The following is a 13,133-nucleotide window of genomic DNA, read 5'->3' as shown; positions in this document are numbered from 1 at the left end:
GCAGACACCTCACAGTCCGGCGCCGGTCTCTTGAAGTATCCGACGCAATTCATCATCAACCGGCGGGCGGGCGCCGGTGTGTTGCGTGACCCACGCGCCGATCCGGTTGGCGAAGCGGGCGGATGCGGACGCATCACCGGTTGTCAGGTAGCGCGCCAGAAACGCGCCGTTGAAGGCATCCCCCGCGCCGGTTGTGTCGATTGGCGTGTCGATTGCCTGACCGGGCACGTGCAATGCCCGCATATGATCCATGATAAAGCAGCCGTCCCGATCAAGTTTGAGCGCCACCAGAGCGCCGGGAAAGCGCTCGCGCAGCGCAGCGGCGATTGTCTGCGGGTCGCGTTCGCCCGTCAGCGCCTGACCCTCATCGCGGTTGGGGAACAGGATATCGACCGGCAGGTTGGCGGTGATCCGGTCGAACTGATCGTGTCCGATCTCGCGAATAATCTGATACGACGCCGGATCGAACGAGATTGTGGCGCCGCTGGCGCTGGCAATCTGAGCGGCATACAGCGCTGCGGTGCGGGGCGGATCGCTGAAGAGCGACCATCCGGTAATGTGGAGATGGCGACATGCACGCAGCGCTGTTTCTGGCAGCATGTCGGGCATGAGTTGATGATCGGCGCCGCGATTGGTCACCATACTTCGCTGTCCGGCGCGGTCGATCAGCGCCAGCACAACGCCGGTTTCGTTGTCACGCAGGCGGACGATATGCGACTCGACGCCTTCCTACCGCAGGTCCGCTGCGATCAGGTCGCCAAAGGCATCGGCGCCTACAGCGCCGATGAACCCGGCTCGCGCACCGCACCGAGCGATCCAGGCGGCGACATTCGCTGCCGATCCGCCGGGCGCCAGTTTGATGCTGCCGGTCGTGTCGCCGCCAGGGAGCAACAGACCGTCTGGCTTAACCAGCACATCCCAGACCAGATCGCCAACCGCTAAGATAATCGTCATCGCTCCACCTGTGCAGGGTCGGACACGACGGCATCGTTGTCGGACCCCTCCGACCGGATCGTTGCCGGTAGCCGGACGGTAAACGTCGTGCCTTTCCCGGGTGCGCTGGCTACTGTGATATCGCCTCCCATCAACCGGCAGAATTGCCGACTGATCGCCAGACCCAGTCCGGTGCCGCCATACCGCTGGTGGTCGGCATCTTCGATCCGCGAAAAATCCTGAAACAGCAACGGCAGATGTTCAGGTGCAATGCCGATGCCAGTGTCGGCAATCTCAAACACGATCCAGTCGGCGCCGTCGTCGATTGCTTTCATCGCAGGCGAAAGAGACAATTCACGCCAGATACGGAGGCTGATAGCGCCGTTTTCGGTGAATTTTGCGGCATTGCTCAAAAGATTCAACAGCACCTGTCGAATCTTCGTCTTGTCGCTCGTCATAAGATCGGCGTCGGGCGCGCGGATGACCGTCAGACTATTCCCGTTTCGCGCGGCGAGAGGGCGCGCGGTCTGTGTCACATTGTGAACCAGTGCTTCGATAGAAAAGAGTTCAATATACAAGGGCATTCTTCCCGCGTCGATCTTCGAGAGATCCAGAATGTTGTTGATCATTGTCAGGAGATGCTGCGCCGAGGCGTGGATGGCCTCCAGCTCCTCCTGATATACGGACTGCCCCCGGCGTGTCAGATCAAGGCGTATCAGATCGGTATAACCCAGGATGGCGCTGAGCGGCGTGCGCACTTCATGGCTCATATGCGCCAGAAAAGCGCTCTTGGCGCGATGAGCGGCTTCAGCCTGATCTCTGGCGACCATCAGTGTTTGCTGGAGCGCGGTCAGTTCGTCGTTCCGCTGACGCAGTACCTCTTCGATCTGTTTGAGGCGAGTAATATCATGCCAGACAATCAATCGTCCCCTGAGTCGACCATTCCGATCACGCAGCGGCGAGATGAGAACGTCCAGCACAAGCGGGCGCCCTTCGATTTCGAGTTGCACCTCTTCGTTCAGTTCAACAATATTGTAGTAGCGATCAAGAACCTGTGGCCAGCGACTCAGAGCCTGACGGATCGGTTTGCCGATCACCTCGGCGGCGGTGCAGCCGATGACGTGTTGAGCCGCGCGATTGATATCGACAATCCGGTTGTCATCATCGAGCACGATGACGCTCTGGCTCATGCTTTCGAGCACAATATCGCGCGCAATGGGCACAACATCAAGGAACCGCAATCGCACGGCGCCAAAAGCAATTGCGCCGGCGGTGAAGGTGAACCCAAACGGCGACAGATCCAGCCCGGTCCACGGCGTAAGGTTCAGCACATATAATCCGTTTCCAATCCAGGGCGCAAGCGCCCCGATCAGGAAGACGACAATCTGGCTCAGATAGAGCTGCTGCGACCGCACAAATCGCCAGAGCAGGATCAATGTCCCGCTCGCCAGGCAGATATGGGCATAGATATTGCAGACCCAAAACGCCGGTCCGTGATCAAAATCGAGGATTGGAAAGGGTCCTTCGGTGTTCAACCGAATCTGGGGCCAGATCAGACCATGGTCATCGTTCGTCCAGACGGCAATCTGTGTCAGTGCGGGAACGATGAGGATCTCCGCCATGGTTCGCCTGGTTAGCCAGGGTTTCAGACCGGCATATTCCAGCGTGAAGGCAATCCAGGCAACCGGCAATGTCATAATCCCCAGATATTGCACACGCGCCCAAAAGAGTGCAATCGGCGCGGGGGTTGCGGCGATTTCCATCGCATAGGCAAACGACCACACCGCAGCCGCGATGCTCAAGACAATCAGTGGTCGCGCGCCGGGCACAGTGCGGCGCTGCCAGACAAACATGGCGACGATAACTGCCAGTGATGCGCTGATCACGAGTGGCAGTGTGTAGGGCAACGCCGGTTGCCATCCGGTTGTGGTCACATCAGCCATAGTGTGATGACGGTTGTGCAGCTTTGCTATGAGTGAACCGTGACAGTACTTCGAAAGATACGATGTCCGTCGGGTTGGGTGCAGCTGGATGATAATACCACAGCTGAACCGCTTGCGATCACAGATGTGCAATGCTTGTGTGTGTTGATGCTACAATTTGTGAGAATGTTCAAAGATGCAACTTCTCCTCAGTTCATCGGTCATTGCGCCCAGGACAGCGCAGCAAGGAGATTCCCGCATATGCCGCTTAAAGAACTGCCACTTTCAACTCTTGAGGACATCATGGTACAGATTGGCGAGGCAGGACGGCGGATGGCAGAGATCGGCGCCAGCGAAGGAGCAGCCGGCAATATTTCAGTGTATGCCGGCCGGTCGTTGGAGGTGCAGTCGGTTTTCCCGCTGGTTGAAGAGATCGAGTTGCCGACCGCCGCACCCGCGCTGGCAGGCGGCTGGCTTCTGGCAACCGGCTCCGGTACGCGGTTGCGAGAAATCTATGACCACCCCCTGGAGAATCTTGGTGTGGTGCAGATAGAGGCGGATGGAACGCATGCTCGATTGTATACCGCTCCTTCGCGCCTGTTTACCCGTCTCACGAGCGAACTCAATTCGCACCTGGCGGTGCACAATGATCAGGTTGCCGCCACCGGCTCCCGGTACAGCGCGCTGGTGCATGCGCAACCGTTACATCTGACTTATCTCAGCCACATTTCGCGCTACCGTGACCCTGTGGAACTGAATCGTCGCCTCTTCCGCTGGCAGCCAGAGATGATTATGATTTTCCCGCAAGGCGTCGCCGTTCTACCCTTCATTCTGCCCGGATCGGCGGAGTTGATGAGGGCGACGGCGGCAGCGCTGCACACCCATCGTCTGGTCGTCTGGAGCAAGCACGGTGTCATGGCGCACTCGGAGGTTTCGGTGAAGCGTGCTGCTGATCTGATCGAATACCTGGAAACGAGTGCTCATTACGAGGTGCTCAACCTGATCGCGGGTGAACCCGCCGATGGATTGCAACCCGACGAAATCCGCGCCATTGCGCGCGCGCTGGGGATTGCGTCTCCGATGGTCGGAGAGGCACGAGGCGCGAGGCGCGGAGGGGAAGAGTGATAGCACGAGGATCGCCACCGATGGGACGGATTGACGCGGATGGGGTGAATGGGACACAGATTGCCACCGATAGGACGGATTGACGCGGATGGGGTGAAGGGGCCACGGATTGCCACGGATGGGACGGATTGACGCGGATGGGGTGAAGGGGCCACGGATTGCCGCCGATAGGACGGATTGACGCGGATGGGGTGAATGGGACACGGATTGCCGCCGATAGGACGGATTGACGCGGATGGGGTGAAGGGGCCACGGATTGCCGCCGATAGGACGGATTGACGCGGATGGGGTGAAGGGGCCACGGATTGCCGCCGATAGGACGGATTGACGCGGATGGGGTGAATGGGACACGGATTGCCGCCGATAGGACGGATTGACGCGGATGGGGCGAAGGGGCCACGGATTGTCGCCGATGGGACGGATTGACGCGGATGAGGCGCGCGGTCGTTCGTGGTTCTCGGTTCTTGGTGCTCGGTTCCCGGTTTCTGAGCCTGAATCCATGGTATGATTCTCCTATGGCGCCTTTCTTCCGCAAGATTTGGTTACTGACTGCCGTGTTGTTGCTTGCAGGCGTCTGTGGCATCACCAGTGTGATCGCCGTTGGTCGCACATCGGCGGCGCCGGATGCTGCTCTGCTCGATGCACGCGCCCGGTGGAATAAGCGTCCCTTCGATGCCTATCGCATGCAGTTGCGTGATCGCGGGTGCCGGATGGAAGTCGATGTTCATGCCGAACGGGTGCAGAAAACGCGCTACGCGACGCGACCGTGCGAGCAACCGCCGGTTGCCGTGCGCGATCTGTTCGACCTGGTCGAGCGGCATGGAAGCGTGCGCCGCACCTGTGTTTCACGTGGGTGCGCCTGTGATGATGTGCTCTCAGTGCGCGTCGATTATCATCCGAACCTCGGTTATCCGCAGACTATCGAAATTACGCTGACCCCCACACCGAACTGGCGTCATGCCGATTTCTGGCAGGCGGTATGGGAAACGCGCAGCCTGGACGCCTGCAACGACCTGCCCGTTGGCAGTCGCGTCCTGACGGTGGTTGCGCTGACGCCGCTTCCCTGATTGCGAAGAAACGCTGCGATGAAACGATACATCGTTCAGGATGCATATCATCCATCCATACGCAACTGGCTGCAAAAGAACTGGGTCCACTTTGTGCATCTTGCGGGCCTGGCGCCGCTCGCGCTGCTGGCATGGGATGCGCTCAACGGGAACCTGACGATCAATCCCATCCAGTATCTGACGCAGCGCACCGGCTACGCGGCGATCATCTTGTTGGTTGTGTCGCTCGTCTGTACGCCGCTGAGTGTCGTGAGCGGATGGAAGCGCATCCTTACCCTGCGTCGCCCTTTTGGACTGTATGGCTTTTTCTATGCTGCCCTGCACATGCTGATCTTCACCGCGCTCGATTTCGGACTCAATATCCCCCTGATTGCTCAGGAAATTGCCGAGAAGCGATATATCCTCGTCGGCGCAATGGCGCTCCTGCTTCTGGCGCCACTGGCGCTGACTTCGACAAAAGAGTGGCAGCGGTGGTTGGGTCGATCCTGGAAGCGTCTGCATCGCCTGGTGTACCTGGCAGTTCCGCTGGCGATTGTCCACTATGCCTGGGCGCAGAAGAGCGATATTCGCCAGCCGCTGATCCTTGGGGTGCTGGTGGCGGTCCTGCTGATCCTGCGTCTGCCGGTGATACGCCGCGGGATCGAGGTGCGACGGCGGGCATCTGGTGATGCTCCTGCTGTCGATGGGAGCCAGCGCACATCGGCCGGTGGCGCTTCTCGCACCAGATGAAGACTGATGTGCTCTGGGTGCGCCGATTTTCCGGCGCTAAAGCAAGACGTTCATGTTCTGTAAGCAGTAGCATTTTGGCATTGGTTTGGATATAATACTAACTTGCGATCAGTTAGACAAGATGTTCGAGCGCTCGGTTTGCAAGGCGTAACAATACAACGCCTCGGCATCAGCAGCCCCAGCGGGGCTTGTATTTGCGGTGAGCGCAGTCGAATCGCGTCCTCAGCGAGCGCTTTCGCCCGCAGCGCCCCGGCAGTATTGTATGAATGACCGCGCATGAGTATAAGACGCTGACCGACGTTTTCTCGCCGGTCTGTAATTATCCTGTCTCACTGAGTGCCGTGCCTGCAATCTGCGCTTTACAATCTGCGCTCTGCCCTCACAACGGCAGAGCACGGGCGTGTATGGCAGGCGCCCGTGCTCTGCTGGCTCTTGTTTCCATCATCGTCACGATTGCATTGCCGCTGCTCTGCGTTGTACACTGCCACGTGCTGTCGGCACGCGACCACACGACGCCGCACCCCGTCCAATTTCTTTGTCACCTGGCTCCAGGCGCTGGAGGTTCGTTTGCACCGCCGTATGCGGCAGAAGTCTCTCCCTCACCTGCGCTGACGCTCCGCGCCGTGTATGACTGTGTAGCGGCGCCGCTGCTTATCATCGTTTGTCTGCTGTTGGTGCATGCGCGAACGTCTGATGCAACAGCACGCTACCATTGCTTCGCATCCCCCCCGCACCCTCCCCCTCCCAGGAATTGAGCGGACTGCTCAAAGAGCATCTGTCGCCCCTGATATTCGTTCCTGTTCACGTGCCGCAAGGTGGGCGTGGCAATGCCCTCCTGGTCTGCCATGTGCGAATGCTATGGCAGGCGCACTCCACCCGGATATGGGTTCATTCGAGTTATACCAATTACGATTGAAGATGCCGCATGCGTGTCATTCCGAGCCCTTCGCTTCGCTCAGGGTAAACGCAGCGAGGAATCTGCGCGGGTCGCGCAAGACCCCTCGCGCTGCGCGGGGTGACCATGCCGGATGTGCACAGGTAATTGGTATTACCTTGAAACCGATTGAAGGAGTCATCATATGCCATCATTTCTTCGCCTCAAGCCCATGATCGCCATGCTGACCCTGCTGTCGCTGATGTTCATCAGTGCGAGTCGGGCGCTGGCGCATGCTGATTATGTTTCATCCGAACCGCCAGCCAACGGAACGGTCACCTCAGCGCCAGAGCGTGTCATCATCGTCTTTTCGCAGGAATTGAAGCCGGAAGGCAACACGATTCGCGTCACCGATGCGCGCGGCAATCAGGTTGATCGCGGTGATACAACGCTGGATCGGAATGACCCGAACCGCAAAACGCTCATTGTGTCGCTCAGCCCCGGTCTGAGTGATGGAGTCTACACGGTGAACTGGAAGAACGCCAGTACCGACGGGCATAGTGAGACCGGACGCTTCCGGTTTACGATCAATACCGGCACAACGCCAGCGGCCACACCGCTGCCTGCTACATCCGGCGAGGAGATGCCCGGGCTGGCACTGCTTGCAGTTGGTTCAGGGGCGTTGTTGATCGGATGGGCGCTGCGTCGCCGTGTCTGGCAACGGTGAGCGGTTGCGTGGAATACGGAAGCGGGGCGCGCCTGAGACGCATCCGCCCGTGTGTGGCGCTGCCCACCGAACCAGCGCCTGGACTGATGATCTGTCCGCCCTTGAACAACGCCAGGGAGGGTTTAGGGGCGGACAGAATACCTGCGCGAAGACCGGCACTCCCACGGTGGGAGCGCCGCGAGCACGGCGCCGGTCTCCCCTTTCCCGCGCGAGAGAGAGGCGGGGAGTAAGGGTACAACGGCGCATCCCAATGTCATGCATGCCCGCTATGCTCATGCATGCTGTCCGACCTTGAACGGAGGAGGGGAGCAGGAGCCACTCTCCGGGGGCGAGGCATGGGATAAAGGCGTTTCCAGATCGACAACCCGGAGCATAACCTGAATCATCACACAGATGTCATCCGACCCTGAAATCAAAATCGCCAGACTGCGCTGGAGCGCCTGCGCCGCACTGCGCCGATCCGTGATCGGCGTGATTGCACTGCTGATGCTGTTCACAACGGTCGCCTATGCCCATCCGCAGATTGTGTCGGCGGAACCGGTCCCCGATGCCCGGCTCAACACTGCGCCCCCTTTCGTGCGGATTAAGTTCAACGAACCAATCGAGGAATCGTTCGCGTCGGTGCAGGTTCTCGACGCAACGGGGCGCGCCGTTGATCGCGGCGATGGCGGTCGGGCATCGGACGATCCGCGGGCATTGCACGTCAGCCTGCCGCCGCTCGATCCCGGCGTCTATACGGTAGCATGGCAGGCAGTGGGGCGTGATGGGCATCTGGTGAAGGGATATTTCGTGTTTACCATTGCCGGCGCGCTCCCATCGCAACCCTCTGCGTCCGTTCTCACGCCGCGGCCGACCGACGCTCCGCTGTTCGCGGGCGATGAATCGGAAGCGCCACTTCTTCCGTCCGGTTCGACGACGGCGCCACCGGTTGATCCGCTGGCACTGCTGCGTAGCATGATGCTGATCGGCGCGGTGCTGGCAATCGGCGGACAGGTTTTTCGTTCAGTGGCGCTGACGCCGGGCGGTGGGCGACTGGCGGCGCAGATGCATGGTTTGATCAGCGGAGCGCTGGTGCTGCTGCTGGTTGCCACACTCCTCTTCTTTATCGCGCACGCCGGCGCAATCGCCGGTGTGACAACGCCGGAAGCACTCATCACCGTGGCGCGGGATACCCGCGCGGGGCAGGCGCTTATTGGACGGATGGCGCTGACTCTGGCGTTCCTCATCATCCTGCGGCACTCCGGTCTCTGGGCGCGCGCAGGAAGCGTGGCGATTGGCGGATTGATCCTGTTGACCTTTTCGATCAGCGGGCATGCCGCAGCAACGATGCAGCCATTCATAGCGATCATGATCGACTGGGTGCATCTGGCGGCAGCAACCATCTGGGTTGGCGGGTTGACGGCGCTGACGCTTGCGCTGATCCAGAACAATCGAGACGCGCCCGATCCACAGGCGATGAGTCGCTCACTCATCCGCTTTTCATGGCTTGCGCTTGCGTCCGTTGGGGCATTGACGATCAGTGGCGCCCTGGCTGCGTGTTCCTATCTAAACGCTGTCGGCGACCTGTGGCAGACTGACTACGGACGCGCACTGCTGGCAAAGATCGTATTGTTTGCGATCCTTATTGGCTTTGGTGCATATCATCTGGCATTGACGCGCGCGCATACAACAGAGCGCCTGACAATGTCGGCAATCGCGCTGGCGCAACGGATGCGCCGCTCACTTCCACTCGAAGCAGCAATCGCCACGCTTGTGGTCGGTATCGCCGGGGTACTGACGAGCCTGCCACATCCGGTTGCTGCACCGACGGCGCCGCCGGTTGTTTCCGCCACTCCTCTCGCTGCTGAACCAGCAAGCGCCATCGTGGAGCAAACCGCCACGCCGGACGAACCCACGCCGTCTCTGCCACAGCCATTCACCGCCACACAGTCGGCGGGCGATCTGCGCGTCGCGCTTCGGGTCGAACCCGCCATCATCGGGAGCAACCTGATGCGCATCACCGTCACCGACGCAGCGAACAAACCGCGCGACGTGCAACGTGTCAGAGTGATGCTCCGTCTTAACGACAGAGACATTGGCGAAACTTCTGTTATCGCTGAGCCGGACGGTTTGGGAAGGTACATCGTTCGCAACCAGATGCTCGGTATTGCGGGCATATGGCGGGTGCAGGTGCAGGTGCGGCGTATCGACGCCGATGATGTCACGGCTGACTTCCTGTTACCGATCCGCAGGTAGAAGGCGTATAATGAAACGATAGAGTCGCCGTAGTGCAACGCGATCATTGAGGACAATGACGCCACACGGTTGTAATGAACATGCGTCTACGAACGGTGAAGATGTGTTCACACAAATGGAGTTGCAAACCTCCTGGAGGTGTGCTACCATACAAGCGTTGATCTTTGTGATAAATCGCACATGGTACGCGCCGACGCACAAGTAGGAAGGTCGCCTGATCGAACGGCATGGATTGTTCGAGCAGCGATCCATGCCGCGCGCAAAGCCGCGCAGCGTATGCTGGCGCTGTTGCTGCTGTGGAATATTGCGTTCCACGCCCCATTCTGCTGCATTCTCCACTGCCATATCGCTCCATGGTTTCTGAACCGATCCTCGGCGCGTCAGGCGCCGTTGTTTACCTGCGCATTCGAGCACCAGAGTGATGCATCTGCGTCGCTTCCACCTTTATCGGCGCTGCCGCCAATCGTGCATGCGGCAGTTATCACGATACCGGTCTTATTGGTCGTTGTGCTTGCGACGGTCGGCTGGCTGACCCATGTTTCATCTTCATTCTCCCGCATTCTGGCGTCTCCTTCCACTCCTCCTCCTCGCAGCGCATAATCGCACCTCATATGTCCGTCTGCGCTGTCGAGTCGCGTTATGCGCCCGGCGCGCAGTCTATCATCCGAACAATCGTCTTATGCTCTTCGATACAATCTCTCTCTGGAGGATGCCATGAATCGCACGTATACGATAACCTTCGCCTGCCTGCTCACATTGACGCTGGCGCTGTCCGCATGCGGCGGCGGGCAGGGCGCTCCCGCAGCAAATGCGCCGGTAGAGCCGCTGACGCGCACGATCTCTGCCAATGGCGATCCCGCCAAGGGGCAACTCTACTTCGAGAACGAGGGTGGATGCCTGGCGTGCCACTCGACCGGCACCGATAAACTTGTGGGTCCGGGGCTGGCCGGTGTGATGACAACGGCGGGTCCGGTCTATCCCGAAGGGGTCAACTACCGCGGCAATCTGCCCAACGGACAGCCGCGCACCGAAGAAAACATCGCCGCCTGGATTCGCAGCGGTGGTCAGGGGCAGATCGGCGTAATGTCGCCACACGAAATGAGCGATGAAGATATGGCCAATCTGTTAGCGTATTTGCACACGCTGAAGCGACCGTAGGATCGCCTGCTGTGAGGAGGATTATGGGTGAGGACGCCACGCCTCGCCCATAACATGCCAGGACTGGCGCACCAGCCGACAGGCGCAGTGGCGTTGGGGGGCGGATGCATCGGTTGCACGCCATAGGTCGTGCAGCATGGCTCTTGTTCTGTCCAAACGTCGCTCCCAATGCCGCGCATAGCAGCGGTTGCTGCGCTGCCTGCCGCTCATTACCGCCAAAGACGGTTTGAATAATCTGATCGACACGCAGCGTTGTGCGAGGATCGCGCTTCACCGGTTTTCGCACTGCGCTACGAGTAGGGAGAGTTTGCCATGAAGCAGGCGTTAGGCGCACGCATCCGCTCAAAACCCGGACGCTCATGCTGCTTCCGGCGGCTCAGTCTCAGCCTTGTGATGGGGTTGATCGTCCTGTGGCCCGTAGTGGCGCCGGATGCAGCAACGGGCGGTGTGCCGACCTATGCGCGCCTGGCGGTGCAGGTGCGCCGTCTCTGGGATCGCGATACGCCCTTCGTCCTGCGGCACGCGGGCATCATCCCGCAACCGCCGGAGTATGTGGCGCAGCGGGTGCTGCAAGCGCTCGACCGTCACGATGTTCCCGGAGTGATGCGGTTTGTCGATCACAGTGCGCCGAAAGCGCACCAGGACATCACCGAAGCGCTCTACCGCTGGCCCCCCGATATGCTGCGCCAGCCGGGGTGTTGGGGCAGCGTCGGTCCCTATCAGCAGGAAGCGTGGTTTGCCGCAGTTCCCGCCGGGAGCGTGCGTCGCGTCCCGATCACGCTGTCGAGTCCACGCGGCACCCACGAACTTATCCTGCTGTTGCATTTCAACGGACGGGGCTGGCGAATTACCGGTGCGCACTATCGGCAGTCGCCGGAGAGCGACTCATAATACCAATGACCGGTGAACATCCGGCATGGTCACCCCGAGCAGCGCGAGGGGTCGTGCACGACCCGCTTAGATTCCTCGCTGCGCTCGGCATGACCCGTCGCGGCGCGCGGAATGACCCGTCGCGGCGCGCGGAATGACCCGTCGCGGCGCGCGGAATGACCCGTCGCGGCGCGCGGAATGACCCGTCGCGGCGCGCGGAATGACCCGCCGCGGCGCGCGGAATGACCCGCATGCGGCTGCGTCAATCGTAAGCGAGGGGTCTGGCGCGACTCGCTTAGATTCCTCGCTGCGCTCGGAATGACAAGCATGTCGTGCGCAACCCGCGCAGATTCCTCGCTGCGCGCGGAATGACCCGTCGCGGCGCGCGGAATGACCCGCATGCGGCTGCGTCAATCGTAAGCCGGGTCTGGCGCAACCCGCGTAGATTCCTCGCTGCGCTCGGAATGCCAAGTCGCTGCGCTCGGAATGCCAAGTCGCTGCGCTCGGAATGCCAAGTCGCGGCGCTCGGAATGCCAAGTCGCGGCGCTCGGAATGCCAAGTCGCGGCGCTCGGAATGCCAAGTCGCTGCGCGCGGAATGCCAAGTCGCGGCGCGCGGAATGCCAAGTCGCGGCGCTCGGAATGCCAAGTCGCTGCGCGCGGAATGCCAAGTCGCGGCGCTCGGAATGCCAAGTCGCTGCGCTCGGAATGACCAGCATGCGGCATCGCCAATCGTCATTGGTATAACACGCCAGAATCGGGCATGTTGCTCTGTGTGGGACGCATATTCCACCGTTGCGGCGCGCGCCCATCATCAGTCTCATGCAGGGTGAGCGCTTCTGGCGCACGAGATACAACCCATCTGTTCGATATGTTGCGCTTCTTCGCCGGCGATGCACGCTGGATCGCTGCAACAGCGCAACGGAGGGGACACACGTCTTATCCGGTGGAAGATGACAGTACGGCGCTCATTGGCTTTGATCATGGAGTCACGGCCATCGCTCATGTCAACGAGTTGAGCATCTCTACCTGTTTCGAGAAACTTCACGGCACACGCGGCGCCATGCGGTCAGGCAATGATGGGTACTGGATCGGGAAATCGATACTGATTGCAATCGAACAACCGCCAGTTGAACATCCTGCGTTCGAATGGCAACGTCTGGAATGGGCGCCGCTGGACGTCGAGACTGGTCCGCCGGCGTTCCTGCTGGCGGCGCGTGAACTGGTCGATGCGCTCGAAGGGCGACCTGCCCTCTGCTCGACCGGCGCCGATGGACGGGCGTCCCTGGAGATGATCGAGGCGATCTACCTGTCGCAACTTCGCGGCAATACAGCCGTTCACCTGCCGTTGCCACCCGGAACCAATGTGCTGGCAGATTTTGCATGAACGTGGACGAGTGCTGCTGCTCGATTATACGACGCTGTTGACCATCGACCCCGTCCAACCCGGCATCTGGCGCTACGCAGCACGGCTCCTACGGTATGATATGCTGTA

At 60.4% G+C, this 13,133-nt stretch carries 10 protein-coding genes and 1 pseudogene; 9 read left to right on the top strand and 2 right to left on the bottom strand.

Translation table 11 applies throughout. The annotated features are described in order from the left end of the window. Nucleotides 1-9: 9 nt before the first annotated feature. Nucleotides 10-954: pseudogene (locus RCAS_RS13605) on the bottom strand (carbohydrate kinase family protein). Then, nucleotides 951-2,876, bottom strand: coding sequence for a histidine kinase N-terminal 7TM domain-containing protein (locus tag RCAS_RS13600; protein ID WP_012121136.1), 1,926 nt, complete (start codon nt 2,874-2,876; stop codon nt 951-953). The pseudogene RCAS_RS13605 and the gene RCAS_RS13600 overlap by 4 nt, the downstream one beginning before the upstream one ends. A 240-nt stretch (nt 2,877-3,116) precedes the next feature. On the opposite strand from RCAS_RS13600, the gene RCAS_RS13595 reads away from it, so the two are divergent. The 9 genes from RCAS_RS13595 (at nt 3,117) to RCAS_RS13545 (ending at nt 13,025) form a co-directional block, all read left to right on the top strand. Beyond that, nucleotides 3,117-3,980, top strand: a complete 864-nt coding sequence (locus RCAS_RS13595) for a class II aldolase/adducin family protein (RefSeq protein ID WP_012121135.1) — start codon at nt 3,117-3,119, stop codon at nt 3,978-3,980. A 515-nt stretch (nt 3,981-4,495) separates the two neighbouring features. Then, nucleotides 4,496-5,047 (top strand): DUF6174 domain-containing protein, encoded by a 552-nt coding sequence (locus tag RCAS_RS13590; protein ID WP_041332016.1) that lies wholly within the window; start codon nt 4,496-4,498, stop codon nt 5,045-5,047. Between the two features lie 18 nt (nt 5,048-5,065). Then, entirely contained in the window at nt 5,066-5,776 is a 711-nt protein-coding gene (locus RCAS_RS13585) for a protein-methionine-sulfoxide reductase heme-binding subunit MsrQ (protein ID WP_012121133.1), read from the top strand. A 1,079-nt stretch (nt 5,777-6,855) separates the two neighbouring features. Next, nucleotides 6,856-7,377, top strand: a complete 522-nt coding sequence (locus tag RCAS_RS13580) for a copper resistance CopC family protein (RefSeq protein ID WP_012121131.1) — start codon at nt 6,856-6,858, stop codon at nt 7,375-7,377. A 393-nt stretch (nt 7,378-7,770) separates the two neighbouring features. After that, on the top strand, nt 7,771-9,612 hold the full coding sequence (locus RCAS_RS13575) for a copper resistance CopC/CopD family protein (protein WP_012121130.1): 1,842 nt from the start codon (nt 7,771-7,773) through the stop codon (nt 9,610-9,612). 180 nt (nt 9,613-9,792) lie between these two features. Further along, nucleotides 9,793-10,212, top strand: a complete 420-nt coding sequence (locus RCAS_RS24010) for a hypothetical protein (RefSeq protein ID WP_232280018.1) — start codon at nt 9,793-9,795, stop codon at nt 10,210-10,212. A 114-nt stretch (nt 10,213-10,326) separates the two neighbouring features. Beyond that, nucleotides 10,327-10,770: a c-type cytochrome gene (locus tag RCAS_RS13565; RefSeq protein ID WP_012121128.1), complete on the top strand. Its 444-nt coding sequence runs from the start codon at nt 10,327-10,329 to the stop codon at nt 10,768-10,770. 312 nt (nt 10,771-11,082) lie between these two features. Further along, entirely contained in the window at nt 11,083-11,661 is a 579-nt protein-coding gene (locus tag RCAS_RS13560) for a hypothetical protein (protein ID WP_012121127.1), read from the top strand. Between the two features lie 740 nt (nt 11,662-12,401). Further along, entirely contained in the window at nt 12,402-13,025 is a 624-nt protein-coding gene (locus RCAS_RS13545; protein ID WP_012121126.1) for a Gfo/Idh/MocA family protein, read from the top strand. Nucleotides 13,026-13,133 lie beyond the last annotated feature (108 nt).

It is taken from the genome of Roseiflexus castenholzii DSM 13941 (assembly GCF_000017805.1).
Lineage (GTDB): Bacteria > Chloroflexota > Chloroflexia > Chloroflexales > Roseiflexaceae > Roseiflexus > Roseiflexus castenholzii.
This window is presented reverse-complemented; position numbering and strand designations above follow the sequence as displayed.